This window comes from Parasutterella excrementihominis YIT 11859 (genome assembly GCF_000205025.1).
Lineage (GTDB): Bacteria > Pseudomonadota > Gammaproteobacteria > Burkholderiales > Burkholderiaceae_F > Parasutterella > Parasutterella excrementihominis.
In genome coordinates, this window is the sequence record NZ_GL883695.1 from 37,719 (window position 1) to 55,786 (window position 18,068).

The 18,068-nt window shown below is 47.3% G+C and carries 23 protein-coding genes; 18 read left to right on the forward strand and 5 right to left on the reverse strand.

Annotated features, from left to right (window positions below; translation table 11 throughout):
• Positions 1 to 56: 56 nt before the first annotated feature.
• From HMPREF9439_RS04665 to HMPREF9439_RS04685, 5 genes are all read right to left on the reverse strand, one after another.
• Positions 57 to 1,022: a P63C domain-containing protein gene (locus tag HMPREF9439_RS04665; protein WP_008863921.1), complete on the reverse strand. Its 966-nt coding sequence runs from the start codon at positions 1,020 to 1,022 to the stop codon at positions 57 to 59.
• A 114-nt stretch (positions 1,023 to 1,136) separates the two neighbouring features.
• Positions 1,137 to 1,436, reverse strand: coding sequence for a hypothetical protein (locus tag HMPREF9439_RS04670; protein WP_008863922.1), 300 nt, complete (start codon positions 1,434 to 1,436; stop codon positions 1,137 to 1,139).
• A gap of 5 nt (positions 1,437 to 1,441) precedes the next feature.
• Positions 1,442 to 1,789 carry a hypothetical protein gene (locus HMPREF9439_RS13435; RefSeq protein WP_244862387.1) on the reverse strand — a complete coding sequence of 116 codons (348 nt, stop codon included), beginning with the start codon at positions 1,787 to 1,789 and terminating at the stop codon, positions 1,442 to 1,444.
• Positions 1,790 to 1,902: 113 nt separating this feature from the next.
• Positions 1,903 to 2,577, reverse strand: coding sequence for a S24 family peptidase (locus HMPREF9439_RS04680; RefSeq protein WP_008863924.1), 675 nt, complete (start codon positions 2,575 to 2,577; stop codon positions 1,903 to 1,905).
• 1 nt (position 2,578) lies between these two features.
• Positions 2,579 to 3,259 carry a S24 family peptidase gene (locus HMPREF9439_RS04685; RefSeq protein WP_008863925.1) on the reverse strand — a complete coding sequence of 227 codons (681 nt, stop codon included), beginning with the start codon at positions 3,257 to 3,259 and terminating at the stop codon, positions 2,579 to 2,581.
• Positions 3,260 to 3,371: 112 nt separating this feature from the next.
• Between HMPREF9439_RS04685 and HMPREF9439_RS04690 the strand changes: the two genes are divergently transcribed.
• From HMPREF9439_RS04690 to HMPREF9439_RS04780, 18 genes are all read left to right on the forward strand, one after another.
• Positions 3,372 to 3,563 (forward strand): hypothetical protein, encoded by a 192-nt coding sequence (locus tag HMPREF9439_RS04690; RefSeq protein WP_008863926.1) that lies wholly within the window; start codon positions 3,372 to 3,374, stop codon positions 3,561 to 3,563.
• 66 nt (positions 3,564 to 3,629) lie between these two features.
• A complete protein-coding gene (locus tag HMPREF9439_RS04695; RefSeq protein ID WP_157645831.1) occupies positions 3,630 to 4,604 on the forward strand; it encodes a hypothetical protein in 975 nt (324 codons plus the stop codon).
• On the forward strand, positions 4,601 to 5,440 hold the full coding sequence (locus tag HMPREF9439_RS04700) for an ATP-binding protein (RefSeq protein ID WP_008863928.1): 840 nt from the start codon (positions 4,601 to 4,603) through the stop codon (positions 5,438 to 5,440). The genes HMPREF9439_RS04695 and HMPREF9439_RS04700 overlap by 4 nt, the downstream gene beginning before the upstream one ends.
• Positions 5,441 to 5,950: 510 nt before the next feature.
• Complete coding sequence (locus tag HMPREF9439_RS04710) at positions 5,951 to 6,289, forward strand: hypothetical protein (RefSeq protein ID WP_008863930.1); 339 nt, start codon at positions 5,951 to 5,953, stop codon at positions 6,287 to 6,289.
• Positions 6,290 to 6,646 (forward strand): hypothetical protein, encoded by a 357-nt coding sequence (locus HMPREF9439_RS04715; protein ID WP_008863931.1) that lies wholly within the window; start codon positions 6,290 to 6,292, stop codon positions 6,644 to 6,646.
• Positions 6,630 to 6,809, forward strand: coding sequence for a hypothetical protein (locus HMPREF9439_RS04720; RefSeq protein WP_008863932.1), 180 nt, complete (start codon positions 6,630 to 6,632; stop codon positions 6,807 to 6,809). Before HMPREF9439_RS04715 ends, HMPREF9439_RS04720 begins: the two co-directional genes overlap by 17 nt.
• 10 nt (positions 6,810 to 6,819) lie before the next feature.
• Positions 6,820 to 7,311, forward strand: a complete 492-nt coding sequence (locus HMPREF9439_RS04725) for a hypothetical protein (RefSeq protein ID WP_008863933.1) — start codon at positions 6,820 to 6,822, stop codon at positions 7,309 to 7,311.
• Positions 7,301 to 7,726: a DUF2513 domain-containing protein gene (locus HMPREF9439_RS04730; protein WP_008863934.1), complete on the forward strand. Its 426-nt coding sequence runs from the start codon at positions 7,301 to 7,303 to the stop codon at positions 7,724 to 7,726. The genes HMPREF9439_RS04725 and HMPREF9439_RS04730 overlap by 11 nt, the downstream gene beginning before the upstream one ends.
• Positions 7,727 to 7,956: 230 nt before the next feature.
• Positions 7,957 to 8,796, forward strand: a complete 840-nt coding sequence (locus tag HMPREF9439_RS12895) for a BRO family protein (protein ID WP_008863935.1) — start codon at positions 7,957 to 7,959, stop codon at positions 8,794 to 8,796.
• Between the two features lie 245 nt (positions 8,797 to 9,041).
• Entirely contained in the window at positions 9,042 to 9,527 is a 486-nt protein-coding gene (locus HMPREF9439_RS04740) for a hypothetical protein (RefSeq protein WP_008863936.1), read from the forward strand.
• Between the two features lie 485 nt (positions 9,528 to 10,012).
• Positions 10,013 to 10,591, forward strand: a complete 579-nt coding sequence (locus tag HMPREF9439_RS04745; protein ID WP_008863939.1) for a ParB/Srx family N-terminal domain-containing protein — start codon at positions 10,013 to 10,015, stop codon at positions 10,589 to 10,591.
• A gap of 19 nt (positions 10,592 to 10,610) precedes the next feature.
• Positions 10,611 to 11,060 carry a hypothetical protein gene (locus tag HMPREF9439_RS04750; RefSeq protein ID WP_008863940.1) on the forward strand — a complete coding sequence of 150 codons (450 nt, stop codon included), beginning with the start codon at positions 10,611 to 10,613 and terminating at the stop codon, positions 11,058 to 11,060.
• Between the two features lie 142 nt (positions 11,061 to 11,202).
• Positions 11,203 to 12,471: a phage terminase large subunit gene (gene terL / locus HMPREF9439_RS04755; protein ID WP_244862390.1), complete on the forward strand. Its 1,269-nt coding sequence runs from the start codon at positions 11,203 to 11,205 to the stop codon at positions 12,469 to 12,471.
• Between the two features lie 5 nt (positions 12,472 to 12,476).
• Positions 12,477 to 14,054 (forward strand): phage portal protein, encoded by a 1,578-nt coding sequence (locus HMPREF9439_RS04760; RefSeq protein ID WP_008863942.1) that lies wholly within the window; start codon positions 12,477 to 12,479, stop codon positions 14,052 to 14,054.
• The gene (locus HMPREF9439_RS12900; RefSeq protein WP_008863943.1) at positions 14,054 to 14,950 is read left to right on the forward strand and encodes a conserved domain protein; all 897 of its coding nucleotides are present in this window, start codon (positions 14,054 to 14,056) and stop codon (positions 14,948 to 14,950) included. The genes HMPREF9439_RS04760 and HMPREF9439_RS12900 overlap by 1 nt, the downstream gene beginning before the upstream one ends.
• A 20-nt stretch (positions 14,951 to 14,970) precedes the next feature.
• Positions 14,971 to 16,422 (forward strand): DUF2213 domain-containing protein, encoded by a 1,452-nt coding sequence (locus tag HMPREF9439_RS04770; RefSeq protein ID WP_040603423.1) that lies wholly within the window; start codon positions 14,971 to 14,973, stop codon positions 16,420 to 16,422.
• A gap of 15 nt (positions 16,423 to 16,437) precedes the next feature.
• Positions 16,438 to 16,950, forward strand: coding sequence for a structural cement protein Gp24 (locus tag HMPREF9439_RS04775; protein ID WP_008811605.1), 513 nt, complete (start codon positions 16,438 to 16,440; stop codon positions 16,948 to 16,950).
• 13 nt (positions 16,951 to 16,963) lie between these two features.
• The gene (locus tag HMPREF9439_RS04780) at positions 16,964 to 18,037 is read left to right on the forward strand and encodes a major capsid family protein (RefSeq protein WP_008863945.1); all 1,074 of its coding nucleotides are present in this window, start codon (positions 16,964 to 16,966) and stop codon (positions 18,035 to 18,037) included.
• Positions 18,038 to 18,068: the final 31 nt, after the last annotated feature.

The window sequence follows — 18,068 nt, forward strand, 5'->3', positions numbered from 1 at the left end:
AAAAATAAATAAAAAAAGTAAGCCGCCCGGAGGCGGTCAAAAAGTGAATTCAGTGTTTATTCATCAAATTCAAAGGGCAACTGTCCTCCGAAAGCTAAAGAGAACCTTCGTTCGTATTCTTCCACAGACTGGCTGGTTTTGGCGATTCCGACTACTTGCCAAATATGTGCACGCAAAGCTGTTAAGCCAATTTCGTTGAGGAATTGGTGAAGCTTGTCGTATTTTTTGCCCTTTGATTCTTTTTTAGCTTCCTTGAGCAATGCAAGAAGCTTGCCGTTGCTCTTGGCCAAAGGAAGGTAAATAAACTTCAAAGTTAGATGGTAATGCTCCCAGTTACGACCGCGGACTGGTACGGGAATGTCATAAAGTCGCTGCCATTCTGCGTATAAGTCGTCTGGGAACTCTTTTGACCATTTTCTTGCCTCCTCAAGAATGTATTGCCTAAAGGCTGCAATAACAGCCTCTTTCGTAGAGTTGTATCCAGCGAGCTTATAAACAAGTTCTCTAATACCTAGTTTGGCAGAGGCTTGAAGAATTATCGAAGCATTTTTTACTAAAAAAGCCTGGTTTGATTTAAGTTGATTATTGTCATTTGCCCTGATTATTGCTTGGCAGATGTCAATCAGAATCGTCACGTCATATCCATAAGCCTTCCGCCCGGAACCAGTCTGATCTAGTTTAAAAACAATGGGTTGGTCTGTTTTTTTGGAAAGTTCGGAACCAATATACGGAAGCATAGACTGAGAGCTTAAGAACTTTTTTATAGCCGTTCCGCCCCCTGTCGCAAAACCCAACGCTTCAGCGATTCCTCTTTGGCTCATAACGGCCGTATGGTTTGAGTCGTTTAGGACGTAGCAGGGGATATCGACACCAATCACCTCCTTGAAGTTCCCTTTATGAAGGGCCTTAAAGCCACCGCTTTTTACTAATGCTGCGTCCCGGGCAATTTCAGATCTACGCTCGGGAGAGAGTTTCTTAGCTCTTTCCAAACCGCCTTTGGACTGCTTAGTTTTACTATCCATAGCAAGCACCTAAAAATATAATTTGCTTGCTTGATTGTAACTGATTTTATGCTTAATTATTGCAGGCTAATTTTGGTGATCCCATACAAGAAGGCCGCCCGGAGGCGGCGTTTGTTATTTTTTTAATAATTGAACAATTACGATCGACCAACCTATGATGGCAACAACCAGCGGCACTAGGATTGCTCCTACTATCCATTTTGTTTGCTTTCCAATGGCCTCGGAAACATGGGTGAGTGTACGTTGATCGGATACGGCAATTTTTCCTTCCAGATCTTTTATGTCGGCTTTGGTTGCAAAGCTTTCCAGTCTGCCTTCTATGTACCCTAGACGAGTCTCATGTCCCATCATTATGCCCACCGAGTCTTGATCTCTTTGAGCTAATTTTATCTTATTCCCCTGATCGGCTTCCATTGCGTTTACCTTACTTGGTTATTTTTCCAGGCCTTGGCTTTTTTGATTAACTGGAAGTAGTCGAATCTCAATTCACAGCTGCAAACGTTGCACCTTAAACGCATGTAAACACTAGGAGGTTCATCTGAGGGCTTCAGGATAAATTTTGCGTCTCTCACTCCTTCAGTAACAGGAGGAGTTGTATACCTGACGGAGTTGGCCATTTCCAATGCTGGTTCTCCGACGCACATGGCCGAGCTCTCCGTGATCATGCTCCAGTCATTACTTTTGCACCAAGGGCAAGAAGACCTATTGATTGCATTCAGATACTCAACGACTAATGGTGCATCACAAGAAAGAAATTGTTCTGTCATAGCACATTTCTCCAATTAATAATATTTGCAGATTTTTTCCAAAGTTCTCAGCAAGGGAAGTTCCATATCGGCTCCTGCTATCCATTCAGTCGTATCTTTTGAGGTTCATCGGATTAAACCGATCCAGATCTTTCTATGACTTCTCCAATGATCTGGACTTGCTCAGTGTCGACTGGTTTTATTGTTTCGTCCTCAAAATTTGGATTTTCTGAATGAACCACTATTGAGCCGTCAATCTTTCTATAGAGCCTCTTAACACGTAAGGCATTCCCAAAAACAAAGGCGTAGATTCGACCATCGATAATCTCTGTTTTTGAACAGTCGACCAGGACAACATCGTGGTCGAGCAAAAGAGGCTCCATAGAGTCCCCCTTTACTTTGAACCGTTTGCAGTCTTCTGGGTTGATGTTTTTTCGCTGAAACCAAGATCGGCGATAAGCAGCCTTATATTCAGAAGCAAGTTCTTCTAATGTTGAATTTTGTTCAAATCCTGCCGCAAACCGAATTTTGTATTCTGGAATTTCTACCCAATCGTCGTCATCACAGACTTCTTCCGTCACCAAAACATTTGGGGACTTCATTGGACCGTTACCGGTTGCTAACCACGTTGAAGAGACGCCAAGCAATTTGGCAACTTTAGGAAGGTAAATAGATTTGATGCTTTTCGACTTGCCAGTAAACCAATCAGAAACCGAGGCCGGAGAGATCGAACATAACCTAGCGATGTCACTTTTCTTTAGTCCGGAATCACTTAGCGCCAAGGTTAAACGCTCTGCCAATGTTTTCATTTCAAATGTCCACGAGTTTCAAACTTTTGATTACGCGTCCGATGATGCGGACCTCAATATCAGAATCAAGGCTGATTTCAATGTCCTTATATGCTTTATTCGTTGAAAGGAGTGCGATCTTCTTGCCTATTAGTTTTTGTACTCGTTTGATATAGGCTTCTCCATCAACCACTAACAGGTATATACCATCCCTTAAGGTTTCTTTGTCTGTTATGTCAATGAACACGGCGTCCCCGTCACGGATCTCTGGCTCCATGGAGTCACCAAGCGCAGTGATGATCTTCACGTCTCTTGGGTTGTAGAAAGCAAAGTTCCGAGAGAACCACGCTGGAGTAACTTGAAGGGTCTTGATTTCCGGATAGTCCTCGAAATTCATCACTCCGACACCGCAAGAGCCATAAAAGTCAACTTGTTGGATGGAGACCATGTTGGCAGCAGGCATGGTTTTGTCGTTGATTGAACCAATGCCTTTCATGAGCCATTCCGTGGTGATGTCCAAGAATGAACAAACAGCAAAAACGTCATCGAATTTCGGCTTTGAGACATCGCCATCGATCCATTTTTTGATTCCGGCAGGTGTGATGCCGGTTGCCTTTGATATGTCCGCCGGAGATTTTCCGCGCAACGCTAAAGCCTCATTTAAGCGGTCTGTCCACGTTTTTTGAGAGTCATTTGTTCTCATACGTTCCTCCGTCTGTGTGAGATAAATTTAACCTAAGTTAACACTGAATTGGTTTACCTAGGTAAATTTTTAAGTTAATATATAGGAGTTAATTTTTAACCTAAGTAAAATCATGAAAAAACTTGAAGAGCAGGTTTTTGATGAACTTCTGGGTGAGTTCAAACGGAAGTCTGTAATTGCAAAGACCTTTGGGTTAAGTGCTGCCGCCGTCACTAAGTGGTCGAAGAACGGAGTTCCTCTTGGAAGGCTCCCTTACCTTCGGCTCGCGTTTCCACATTTCAAAGCTTGGAAAAAATCCAAATAGGGGGCAACCATGGCGATCTATAGAAAGATCGACTGCCGCATCAGCAACGATAAGAAGTTCAGAGAATTGTCTGTAGAGGGCAAGCTGGCTTGGTACACAATCCTAAGTCGCCGTGACCTTGCGCCTATTGGTGCATTCAAAGCTTCATTTGAATCTCTGGCTATCGAGCAAAGAGGCAATGAATATCTAAACAAAGGGTTTGAGAAAGCCTTTGGAGAAGCCTTTCTTGAAGCCTTGTATGAACTCTCTTCAAAGGGTTTAATAAAGTACGATCCGGAAGCTTTTTTGATATATGTTCCGAACTTTTTGCGGTTCAATTTTCCAGAAAATCCCAATGTTGTTAAATCATGGAACAGCGTCCTGGACTCCCTTCCTGAATGCGATCTAACTAATTACGCTCTTGCAAAGTCGACTGAAATTATTCTTAATAGTCAAAAAGATAGTTTCTTCAAAGCATTGCCTAAAGAGTTTGTGGAAGCCTTTGAGAAAGGCTATGGCAAAGGCTTTCCGGAAGACTTCGGGAAGGGTTTGGCAAAACAAGAACAAGAGCAAGAACAAGAACATAAAAGAAAAGAAAATATAAAAGAAAAAAATCCGCCGACTACTTCTGGGCTTGAAAACCAATCCGAAGACGAACTTCCATTTTCAGAACCAGAAAACCAATCTATTTCCAAAACGGAAACAGTTGAGAAAAAAGCGAAGCGGAAAACCAAAGCTAAACAACCGTGTCCGTTTAATGACGGAGACGTTATTCCGGAAGATTTTTTGAAGATAGCTGAGCAATACCTCATTGCAAATCCTCAGCTGCTCTTCCAAAAGATGATTTCGTACTGCAAATCAAACGGGAAAGAGTACGTCGACTACAAAGCCGCTTTCCGAACATTCTGCATACAAGATCAGGAAAGGAATCGCGGTAAGCCAAGCTCCGGAACCAACAGCAACAACTCAGCACCTATGCCTTATGAGCCTCCGGGAGGTTTTACGGAGGACTACTACAGAAAGGGCTGCAAATTCGATGACAAAGGGAACATTCTGCTATGACAACATTCGTATCAATCGGGAGCCTGACTGGTTCCATCCATCCGTCTCTTTCCGGAGTTTTAACTAAACGCAAGACGGTTCTCAATTGCCCGATCCATGGTGATTATGAGGCTGAGGGAATCTACCTCGGTTCCATTCTCAAGACTCAAACAAAATGCCCGCAGTGCGAAGAAGATCAACGGGAAGCAAGAGAGGCCGTCGAAGCTGTAATGAGACAAGAGGCCATCAAGAAAGAGGTTGAGGAACGAGTTGCAAAGTCTCGTGTTCCGCTCGAGTACAGAACCAAATCCTTTGACAGTTTTCGAGTTCTTAATGCTGAGCAAGGAAAGGCTCTTGAGCTTTCAAAGCGTTTCGTCCGAGGCTGGGAGAAGGCAAAAGCGGGAGGCTATGGCTTGCTTTTCCTTGGAAGCTGCGGGACTGGCAAGACTCACCTTGCCTGTTCGATCGTGGCTGCTCTTATTGCTAACCACCAGTTTCTGTTTCCGAAGTATTACCGAACATCCGAGATTTTCTCGGCAGTTCGGAAAAGTTACGTTCCTGGCTCCCAGACAAGCGAAGACGAAGTTCTCAACTACTTCTCCGGAATCGAACTGCTCGTTATCGATGAGGTCGGGGTTCAGAAAGGCTCCGATGCAGAAAGAAGGATCTTGTTTTCGATTCTGGACACCCGCATGACTTCCAACAAGCCAACCATTCTGCTGAGCAACCTTAGTGCTGAGGGTTTGTGCTCTCTGCTCGGTGATCGTCTCTATGACCGTGTTCGCTCCAAATGCGTTCCGGCGCTGTTTGTAGGTCAGTCCATGAGAAAGCCGGCAACACCTGATTTATTCGACTGAGGTGCGAGATGTCAGAGAGTGCATGGCAGCTATTGATGATCATTTTGGCGCCGGTGGTGTTCATCAATTTGGTGCTGTTTGGGTTGCTGGTGAGAGCGGCGTTTGAACTACGAGGGGAGAAAAAGAATGCGAATTTACAGAATCAAGGAAGAGGAAGTTCTACGTTTGACTGCTGAGGGATACGAGGACCTATACGGGGAATCCATATCTGAGTGGTTCAATTGGGTTAATGAATCTGCTGACCCGGATGAAGTCAGGAAGGCGACTCTTAAGGCCTGGGGCTTGTTGAAGCGCAATTCTGATTTAACCGGTGAACAGTCGAACCGGGAGGAATGGAAGTATGAGCTTTGATTCTAGAAGCTTCGTTCTATCGCTCAGTTGCATCGGCGGGATCCTCTACTTAGCAGATATTTTCTGGTTTACATGGAGTGGGTCGAACATAGATTACTGCATGGCCTAGGTTGTCGGAATCTTTATCGGAGCCGTTATCGGCTCAATCAGGTGGCGTAAATGAGTGGCTGCTGCCTCTACTGCATTCATGCTCAGGCCTTTTGGATAGGAACTGACGGGAAGAAGCATTTGCCTCCCAAACAGTCCTTTGGGGACATGTACATCTACTGCCACCATCCGAAGAAAGGCGCCGGTATCGAGTGCTATCCGGTCTCGTTTGCTCGATGCTCCGTGTTCGAGCAGGCAGGAGACGAGCAAATTCAACGCAGGAGAGACTTCTTTTCACAGTTTGAACGTTGGCCTTCGCACGCTCAGATCATCGCTCAACGGAACTCTAATGTTCTGGAAACAGCATCAAAGAATTCAATCAAACCACACAAACTCAATCAGGAGGGATAAATGAAAAGGTTTTTACAAGCAAAAGGACGGCTCAAGGTCGGTGAAATGAACCGAACTGAGGCCGCCTATCGAGATTACCTGGAACAACAGAAAAACTCTGGGTTAATTCTCAAATACTGGTTCGAGCGGTTCACATGGAAGATTGCCTCAAACCGATGCTCATACACGCCTGATTTTTTGGTCATGCGTCCGGATAGATCTCTTGAACTCCACGAGGTCAAAGGTTCCCTGAAAATCTTTGCAGATGACAGCAAAGTTAAATGCAAGGTTTGCTCGGATGAGTGCCCGATTCCGCTGTTTGTCGTCACGCCTAAACCGAAGAAAGAGGGAGGGGGCTGGAATGTATTGGCCTACTAGCACTGAAGGTTATGTTTTCTGGATGATCAATTGCTACGTCGCGATGTTCGTCTTCCTTTGGATCTTCAAATGGATTACGGATTATTTAGAACGCCGCGACAAACTCAGAAAAAAGGTTGAGTTCTGGGGGCTATCAGCTCTCGGGATTATTTATCTCACGTGAGGACTCTTGGATGACAGAAACAGAACAAAAACTCATTGATGATCTCAGACCTCGTTTGGACAATTGGCGCCGGGCATATCGTGACCGTGTTGTCAAAAACGTCTCAATTGCCTACGCAGTGGAGAGAGCTCTCGCATTGACGAGAAACAAGACGGATTTTTCTGAGGACTACACAGACGACAATGGCGAAAACGGTCTGAGTTCCTGCGAAATCGACATGAAAGATGCGGACTTCCTCAACACCGTTTGGCAAAACTTCTCGGCGCCGGGAACCGAAGTTCTCTCTATCGGAACCCATGGTCTGAATGTCCGGACAGCGAAACTGATTGTTCTGCTATATGTGTTTGGCTCCCAGTCTTTATTGAGCAAGGCAGGTAAGCGAATCTGGAACATCAAGCGGAGAAAGCTTGATCTGTGGACTGAAGATGCCTTGATATTTTTCGCTTTTCGAATTCGATATTTCGAACAAATCAACGAAAGGAAGGTTAAAAATGCGACTTGATTGGAATTTGATAAGAACGATTCTCGCTCACGTTGAAGCTGAGACGATCAAAGAGTTTTTACAGGATATGGATAGCCTTTCTATATGGGGTGAGGGTAAATCACCGTGGGAAAGGCTAGACGAGAAGCAGAAAACTCTTAAAAGTGTGCTAGGTCATTTTGAAATCTTGCTAGATGCGGGAATCCTTAAAAACGGACAAGTAACGCGACGCTCGGATGGGAGTTTTGAATTTTGGGACTTTCAAGGGGTCTACATATCGATGTCCGGGCATGACTTACTTGACGCTTTGCGAGATAAAACCATTTGGGAAAAAATTAAAAGAATGTCAAAAAGAAGCGGCGTCTCCCTCTCTTGGGAGTTCATTAAAGCGGCTATCCCTATAGCAATTCAGCAGGCACTTAAAAATGTTTCTTAAGATGGACCTATTTATTTTTTCTTCTATTCAGGCTAAACTTTTCGCAAGTGCTCAAAACACTTGCCATCTAGCGTCGCCGTTGCGTTAATTTACGGACTTTTTTATGCCCGAGTGTGAGGCTAATACAATACCCTCGCGGAAATACGCCCGCAGACTAGATGCTGTTTTGAGCACTTGGGCTCCTAACTCAAAATTAGGAGATTTATAAATATTCATCTAGGAGATAGTCGATGACTACTCAAGCTCTCACAAACTTCACGTTTGAAGATTGTTCTATTCGCGTTTTTGGCGATTTCATTAAACCTCTTTTTGTGGCCGCCGATGTTTGCAAAGCTCTAAGCATTCAAAACGTCACACAAGCTCTACAGTCATTAGCTCCATTTGAACGGTCTATGTTAAACATAGGGCGTCAGGGGAATGCCAATGTCGTAACCGAAAGCGGTCTCTATACTTTAATCCTCCGTTGCCGTGACGCGGTTAAAGAAGGAACCTTCGCTTACCGTTTTCGCGTTTGGGTCACTAACGAGGTTCTCCCGGCAATTCGAAAACAAGGTTTTTACGCAGTTCAGAAAGAGCAGAACAGCTCCCTGATCACTAACGCCCAACAAGTTGCCATCCAACAGGCAGTAGCAAGACGCGCAAAGAAAACGGCTGTGTACTATCAGACGATCTACCGCGCGATCAAGGTACGCTACCAAATCCCACGCTACACAGAACTCAAACAGTCGCAATTCGAGGACTGCCTGCGCTTTATTGAAACGGTTGACTTGAGCGTACCTGAAGCACCAGCCTCTGAGCCTACCAAGACTGAAAGACAACGATACGTTGTTTACGCGGATTTCTTGAAGACCCTGCAAGTGTTCTGCTACTACCAGCGCTACCTTTTCAGAAAACCTCTGATGCAGGCAATGCGGGTCATGCTGGCGTTGGATGTACCCGACGCAAGTAAACTTTGGGACGTTGTGAACAACCTTAATTTTGTTGAGCTCGAACGCTCGCTCGATGATCTCGGATTTTCAGTCAAAGACCTTGACTGTTACAAGCATTGGGCGTTGACGCACGCTGCCTAACAATCGAAATTTGAAACTCCGCCCCTCCAGCCCGAGGGGCTTCTTTTTGGTGTATAGTCACAAGTAGACAATTTCAAGCCTGTTTGCCAGGCCGCCTAGAGGCTTAAAGATGACGGTTCCTTGCGGAGGAACCGGTGTGTCCAGAGAGAAGAGGATGCAAAACTTAAGCCAGGCGAATATGAGAGCTCCGATTTCGGGGCTTTTTTGTTATCTGTTGCCTCTCAGAGGTCAACAACGGAACTTTTATGATCGAACCCAATAAGTACGACATCCAGACTGCATCCATCCTTATCGATACCGCCAAAGCCGAACTGGATAGAAAAATTATCGCCGAGCTTCCGGAGCAAACCAAGCGGCTAGCCTTCTACCAAGGCTTCTGCGTCGTGGTTCTCGGTGTCCTGTTTTATCTATTCGACAACCATTTCTTCCAAGGCTGGAGTTTGTGGCTGGCAGTTGTTTCCGGTGCTTTAGGCTTTGCGTCCTTGCTGATGTCGATTATCTTTTCAAGCGGCGCTGCTTATCCTTCCGGAATTTGCAAGGATTACCTGAGATGGCTGAACACTCATTACCAAGATGATGTGCCAGTTCTATCCGTCCAGAAGGATTTGCTCAAACAGTATCAGCGCTCGATTGATGCTCTGAACGCTATTCATAACAGACGAGGATATGCGCTCCGGACAATCAATTTTTTGTTGATTCTGTCAATTATCTTGGGGTGCTTGGCCCTTTGATTTCTTTAGCGGTTTCATTGTTGTCCACAACGTTTATCGACAAACCGCACAGCCTCTCGGTGGGCTTAAGCACCGAGCCAAACAAAGCAAAACCCCGACAGTTGCGAGCTGTACGGGGTTTTTAGTGTCAACCTAGAACCAGTAGGTCGATATGGAGATTATATCAAAGCACTGTAGGAAGCTAGTCATGGAACTATTAGACCGTTATCCGAAATGGTCCTTTTTTCTCCGTTGGGGTTTCTCCATCATTGCGATGATGTGCATGACCGTCATATCTTTTGCCTTCGCTTACTCGCTGATTAAGTAGTCAAGCGACAAAGTTACAACATCCAGCAAGCCTAGACTCCCAACGGGAAGATGCTCACTCCGCTGGATTTCTAATTCTCCTGACGAGAATGTCGGAGAAAACCGCCTTAACAAACTATCTCCTTGGGGTTGGTTGGAGTGCGCTCGGCTGAAAATGCTGGGCGCACCTTTTTTTAACTATGAAAGAATCTGAACTCAAAATTCTCTACAGGCCGGTCAATGACCTGATTCCGTATGCAAACAATGCCCGGACGCATTCTGAAGAACAGGTGAATCAAATCGCCAGTTCGATCAAGGAATTTGGGTTCAACAATCCAATCCTTGTGGATGAACAAGGCGGAGTGATTGCCGGACATGGACGCTTAAAGGCGGCCAAAAAGCTTGGTCGTAAGTTTGTTCCGACCATCGAGCTAAGCGGATTATCCGATCCGCAGAAGAAAGCCTTTATCCTCGCAGACAATCGAATTGCTCTTAATTCCGGCTGGGATATTGATCTCCTGAGAATTGAGCTGCAGGAATTGCAGAATACAGATTTGGCACTGGTCACTGGTTTCTCCGACGAAGAGTTGAATGCTTTGTTGTGTGGAACCACCGAACTCGCTGAGGAAGAGGAAGAACCGGAAAAAGAGGAGCCCGAGGCAGACCGCTTTAATCTGACGCTCTCAATTCCGATCGAATACAAAGAGCAGGTTCAGGATTTCGTTAAGAGTTTCGGACCTGAGGATTTAATTCAGAAGATCATCGATGTGACCAGTTAACCAAAAGAAGGTTGAAGGCATGGAAGAAAAAGTTCAAAAGAAGCGGACTCGTCCACGCATTCAGATTGATCTGGAGAAGGTTGAACAACTGGCTCAGGTTTGTGACAACGAGGAAGAGATTGCTCTCGCGCTCGGGATTAGTTATCGAACCTTGAGAAATCGAAAAAAAGATTTTGCCAATTTTGCCACCGCCATAAAAAAGGGAAAGGCTAAGGCCAACGCCTTTGTTGGTGGCAAGTTGATGGCTCTCATCCGAGAGGGAAATCCGGCAGCGACCATTTTTTACATGAAGAGTCGCTGTGGGTGGAAAGAGACTGACCGTAAGGAAATTACCGGCAAAGATGGAGAGCCGGTTAAAGTCGACAAGGTTAACCAGCTGGATCTAAGCAAGCTCACCTTGGAACAATTAGACGCGCTGGAGGGTATTGTGAATGCGGCTTCCAACGATACAGGAGATCAGACTAGCTAAGGCCCGAAAGGGCTTGTCTTACTTCACATTGCACACAAAACCTGACTACCTGCTCGGCTGGGTACACAAAGAAATTTGTGATGAGCTAGACAGGTTCCTGCAGGACGTGGCGGACAAAAAGTCTCCTCGGCTAATTATCACGATGCCTCCGAGATCCGGGAAGAGTGAGCTTGTTTCTAGGCGCTTTCCGGCTTTTGCCCTTGGGAGAAATCCGGAGCTTCAAATCATCGCAACATCGTATTCTTCAGACCTATCACAGCGCTTCAACAGAGATGTTCAGCGCGTAATAGATGATGAGAAATACTTTGACCTGTTTCCGAATACTCGGCTCAGCAATTCGAGAGTGCGTACCGACTCCCGGGGATCCTATATAAGAACCTCTGACCTCTTCGAGATTGTTGGTCATGCCGGCGCCTATCGTTCTTGCGGTGTGGGTGGGGGCATAACAGGTCAGGGTGCCGATATCCTGATTATCGATGACCCGATTAAAGACCGAGCTCAAGCAGGTTCTAAGACTATTCGAGACTCCATTTGGGATTGGTACACATCGACCGCATACACCCGACTGTCTCCCGGAGGAGGCGTCATCGTAATGGCCACCCGTTGGCACACAGACGATCTGATTGGTCGATTGATCCAGAGAATGGGAGAGGGAGATACATTCCGGATCGTGAATTATCCGGCAATTGCGGAGCATGACGAATTGCACCGCAAAGCTGGGGAAGCCCTGCATCCTGAGCGGTATCCGCTCTCAACTCTGCTGCAGATCCAGAAAACGATCGGCAGTCGTGACTGGGAGGCACTGTATCAGCAGCATCCGGTTCCCGATGGCGGTGCTTTATTCAAGCTCGAGTGGTTTAGAAGATGGACAGCAACAAGCCTTCCGCCAGAGTTTGACCATACGCTCATGTCGTGGGATATGACGTTCAAGGATTCCAAAAACTCCGACTATGTGGTCGGTCAAGTGTGGGGCAAAAAAGGACCGAATTTTTACCTGCTTGATCAAGTACGGGGCCAATGGGATTTTGTGAAGACAAAAGAGATGGTCCGAGTTCTTGCCCATAAGTGGCCGCGTGTTGTCCGGAAGCTGGTTGAAGATAAGGCGAACGGATCGGCGGTGATCTCTGAGCTGAAATCTACGGTTTCGGGATTTGTTCCGATAACGCCCACTGAATCGAAAGAGGCCCGGGCATCGTCCGTCACTCCTTATTTTGAGGCAGGGAATGTTTTTATTCCGGAAGACAGTGCAGCGCCTTGGGTGCCGCATTACGTCAGTGAGTTGCTTGAGTTTCCCGCAGGTTCTCACGATGACCAGGTGGACAGCACAACTCAGGCATTGAACTATTTCCGCAACGGCTCAGGCGTCATTCTGACCCGAGAGCAGATGCAGCAGGCACGTTTTAGATTTTGAAAATCATGAATCAACTGGACGAAAACAAACGCCGAAAGATCAATCAAGAGATTCTCGACGCGGCAGGCTCTCGCTTCGTGCCTCCTAGAACATCGTTCTCTTCGGAAGATGCTAAAGCGCTCTTTTATCCTCCGATCACTTTGAACACCAAAGAGCCGGAGAAAGAGGAGTCTCGCTTCACGAACGATGCCGCGATTGGCTCGAGTTTCAACGCGTACTATGCATCTTTGACACAGCACGCTTTGGACCTAGGACAGTTCCCGATGACATCGTTTGTCGGTTACGGTGTCCTTCAGAATATCGCCCAAAACGGCATGATCCGCACCTGTATTCAGACTGTCGCGGATGATATGTGCCGGGAATGGATTCAGGTAGAGGGCGGTGAAGACGAATCGGCGGATAACGTTAAGCAGCTCCAAGATCTGCAGGAGAACAAGTATCGACTGAGACGGCTTTTTAATGAAGCCCTGAGCCTCGTCGGCTTCATGGGAGGATGCTTCATTTTCGTTGACACAGGAGTCGAAGGAGAGGCTCTAAAGCTCCCTCTTAATTTCTCTGACAAATCAGCAGAACTGGTTGGCGAGGATAAGTCGGTCAAATTTATTGTCATTGATCCGGTAAATGTCTCGCCTGGTTTTTACAACGCCAACCAGCCGCTCAAAGATGATTACCTTAAGCCAAAGTCTTGGTTTGTTTTTGGGCAAGAGGTGCATGCATCTCGTCTTATTCGACTGGTTGACAATGAGCCCCCTTTACTTCTGAGACCAGCCTATAACTTCCTTGGAATCCCACAGGCTCAGATCTTATGGGACTATGTGCTGCACTGGAACAAGGCCAGAGAAACGGGCGTCAGCATTCTGGAGAAACTCAACCTCACGGTATTCAAAACAAATTTTGCTGAGGCTTTTGAAGCTGGCGGGATTGAGCAGTTAGACGCGAAGATGATGCTCTTACAGCGTTATCGCTCTAATGAGGCCATTTTTGCCTGTGATTCTTCCGAGGATCTGCAGAACATCACACTGACGATCTCAGGAGTTGAAGGCATTATTCGTCAAGCTCTGGAATTCATTGCGGCCATTAACCGTACACCGGCGGTCAAGCTGCTCGGAATCTCTCCGAGCGGTTTCAACGCTACCGGTCAGAGCGACATCCGGAATTACTACGACCATATCAAATCAAAACAAGAGCTCAATCGAGACGCAATTCAAACTGTCTTGAAAGCTATCCAGTTGGTGGAATTTGGACACGTTGATCAGTCCATTACATTCAAATTCAACGAACTTGGAGAGGCAGATGCCGCGGCCACAGCAATCACGGCCAAGACGAAGGTCGACATGTTGGCTGTTCTGCAGGACCGCAATGTTCTGAGTGCTGAAGAGGTCCGTGAGTTTGTCCGACGCGATTCCGATATGGGTTTGGACTTCATTCCGGAAGAATTGCCGGAAGGGATGGAGGGAGAGCTCATGACCGATGATCCCAGTCAGCAGAATGAGCTGATGAACAACTTCCTGAAACAGCGCTCGGCCGAGAACGTGGCGCCGGCGCCGAAGGTTGATGAAGACAAAGCTGGAGAGATTTTCTAATGAAGACTGCTCGTGCTGTTCAGCCGAATCTAGGCAGACAGGCAAAGTTCAAAAAGAAGCTCGACACCTTCTTGCGGTCCTTTAGAAATAGGATTCTCAACGAGATTCTCCTTTATCTGTCCGATGCTGGAGGATTGACCGAGGACGCTTCCTTAACGTTCCGTCCGGACGATCCTCTCGATCGCGCACGGCTGCGGAATATCAAGGAACGAATTAACCGCTTGGTTCTTCGTGATCCGGATAGATTCCGTCGCAATGTTGATGACTTCATAGCCCGTAACATGGGCAACTGGATAAGAACGGCGGATCGGGAAACACGCCAGATTGCTGAGTGGTACGTGAAAAACCTTGCCGCCGATGTCTCGACAGCCCAAAAGGCATCGCTCAAGGCGGCGGGCATTCCTGATTCCGTTTTTGCTTATGAGATGAGGCAGACGCGCAAGCACTTCTTCATCACGCCTCAGGCAATAAATGAACTACCGGGAATGGTCGCCGACACGACGAGCCTCATCAGCAACATCACAACATCCGAGCTGACAAATATTCGCTCTGCCTTTATGGATGCTTACGAAGGTCATGGCACGTATTCGCAGATTGTGGAAGCCCTTGGACGATCTTCTTCATTTACGGCTCAACGAGCTCAGCGTGTGGCAATTGACCAAACGCTGAAACTGAATCAGCAGATTCAGCAGGCCAACTGCAAAGGTTTAGGGATTACTCGAGGGGTTTGGATTCATGTCCCTGGCAAGTACACCAGTCGAGAAAGCCACATTGAGATGAACGGAAAAGAGTTTGATCTTTCTAAAGGCCTGTACGACAAGGAGGTCGGTCGGAACGTGATGCCCGGTGAGCTTTATTGGTGCAGATGCCAGTTCAGAAGCATCCTTCCGGATTAAACATTTTCGAGGTTATTACTGTGGGAAATCTAAAACGCACGGTTGCAATTGATTCTGTGAGTGTTCGATCTGTGGACGACAACGGTTTCCTCCATGTCCAAAAGTCTCCGCTGACAAGAGTTCAAGTTGCTCCGTATTACGGGAAAGAGATTGCAGGCTGGCGAGAGCTCGGATTAGACCCTGAAAGGCTCTATCACGCCTATCGACCGCCTGAAGAACTTAGTTCTCCCGAAACTATTCAATCAATTAACGGTATCCCGATTCATCTGGAGCATCACGATGATCACGGAGCCCCCGAGAACAAACAAACCCGTGTGGGTACTACCGGAACGGACGGAGCTTTTGAGGCTCCGTTTTTAGTTAACTCTCTACATATTTATGACCAGGACGCACGCAGCAGGATCGAGGACGGTTCAATGCGTGAGTTGAGCCTGGCATATACGTTCGAGCCCGACTTCACGCCGGGAGAGACACCTGATGGAGAGAAATACGACTATGTGCAACGCCGGATCAGAGCGAACCATCTGGCGCTTGTGGAAACTGGGCGCGCTGGGCCTGAGGTAAGAGTTCGCGATTCTAATAAGGACTTTCTCAATATGGAAAAAGATGACGCTGTTGAGCAGGCTGAAGTGACGTTAGCAAAGGCGATTATCGATTTGCATTCCGTTGATCCCAACGGAAAAATCGTTGACGGCGCTCAAGATGATGACAAAGACGCGATGATTCAAAAAATCATCGAAGGACTGAAGGCAAAAGGCCTGACGGACGAAGAAGCTGAAAAGCTTAAGACAACTCTGTCTGACCTGGCTTACTCTCAGGCTACAGGAGACGAAGATCCCAAGCCTGATGATCAAAAAGAGGCACAGGACGACGATCCGGAGCTCGATGAAAAAATGAAGGATCCGAACTTCAAGGCTGGTTTTGAAGCTGGCGTCCTTTATGGCGAAAAACGTGAGAAGGACGATCCTAAACGCCTCGATTCTGATCACGAACGCGAAGGCGAAGAACGCTATCTCGAAAAAGAAGCAGAAGATGCACTGAAATCCTGTGGTCTTGATGAAGCTTCTGAAGAAGAGAAGAAGGCTTTTGCTGCCGGATTGAATTACGCCCAGAAGAAAGATGAAGGCGCACAAGATGAGGATCCGAAACCTGATGATGGCAAAGAAGAAAAGAGTTCTGCCTCTGACTCCATGAAGATTCTCCGAAACGCCATCTACTCTGAACTGGCCGCAATCGAAGAAGTCAAGCCGGTGTTAGGTGTTATCCGTGCCGGATCCTATGACTCCGCAGGTTCCATCTATGTGGCAGCACTCAAGGAACTCGGTTTGAAAAACATCCCCGCATCCGAAGCTCGTTCTGCGTATCGCGCCTACATGCAGGGTCGAAAGGCCTTAGCTGGTGCGAAAGACTCCGGCGCCAAGGTGACCGAGAAGCCGACTGCCGTCAGCGCAATTTTGAACAATGTTAAATAAATAGGAGATTTTTTGATGCTTCAAAAATCTGTAGGTCTCTATCCTGCTATCGGTATTCCGGGACAGCAGGTTGCATTCAATCAGGCCGTCTACACGCCTCAGAACTACTTGTCTGACGGTACTGTCCAGTGCGGTGGTTTTGCGTTTGCTGTAGCCGCCTCCACAACCGGAACAGCCGTGAAATTCCCAATCGCATCCTTGAAGGGCTCTGCAGGGGCCAAACCGATCGGTTTTGTTGAGCGCACGTTCACAGCGTCCATCGAGCTGGGCACAGATACTCCGGACATTTATCCGAAAGGGGCTGAGCTGACGATTGCCGTTCGAGGTGACTACTACATCGTCGCACCTGCGGCCGCAACCATCGGTCAAGCTGTTCTCTGTGATCCGACCACTGGCGCCATCACATTTGGTGCTGCCGGCGCCGCAAATGACACCGGTTGGACAGTTCAGACGGCTGGTGCAAAGGGCGACACGATCATCATTTCCAATCACGGCCTCGGTTATCAGCCTGCCGCGAGTGGATCCTAATCTGAGGTAAAAAATGAACGATTTTGAATTAGCAAAGCAAAAAGGCGTGCATGGTGTGGAAGCAAAAGGATTCATGTCCTATTCCACAGACGCCAAAGGTAAGATCAACGTCGACTACGATGCAACGGTTAAGGCAATGGCTCGAGATGCCGCATTGCAGACTCCCGTGTCTGTCGGCGTCCCTTCCGTCTTCACGACATTCATTGACCCGCAGGTCGTCCCCATCCTGTTTGCCGCCCAGAACGCTACAAAGATTTTCGGCGAAGAAAGAAAGGGTGACTGGACAGATAACTTCTTCACCTTCCCGGTCGAAGAGTATGCCGGCAATGTGACTCCTTACTCTGACTTCGCAGAGAACGTCTCCACAGACGTGAACGTTGATTACCCGACTCGCGAAAACTTCTTGTTCCAGACCGTCATCAAGTATGGCGATCGTGAAGTCGGCCTTGCGGCCAAGGCCAAGTTGAATGTTGTTTCTTCTAAACAACAGGCTTCTGCTTACGTGATGGCGATGGCTCACAACAAGTTTGCGCTTTATGGCGTCGAAGGTAAGAAGGTCTACGGTCTGTTAAATGACCCGAACCTGAACGCTTCGATTTCTCCGATCTCCATCACCACGGGATCTACCGCTAACTCTACGTGGACAGCAAAGTGCGCTGCACAGCCTGAGAAGACTGCCAACATTGTCTATAACGACATTAACAAGCTTTGGGCTGAAATTAGCAAGAATAACGGCGGTTTGGTTGATCAGAACTCCCGCATCATTCTCGCTGTCAGCAACACCAGAGCTCCTTACCTGACCGAGCCGAACTCCTTCGGTCTTACGGCCATGACTATGCTCAAGCAGTCATTCCCCAACATCGAGGTTGTTCAGCTTCCTGAGCTGACTACAACGGCTGGTGAAATGCTGTACATGACTGTTCCAGACCTGTTTGGCATTGAGACTGGTATCTGCGCATTCTCTGAGAAGTATTTCTTGGGTCGTGTGGTTCCGGAAATGTCAAGCTACAAGCAAAAGGTCGTTGGCGGAACTTGGGGCGCTGTTATTCGCCGTCCCAGCCTCGTTGCCACGATGCTCGGCATCTAACCTGAACTAACCAGCTACGGAGGCCCGATCT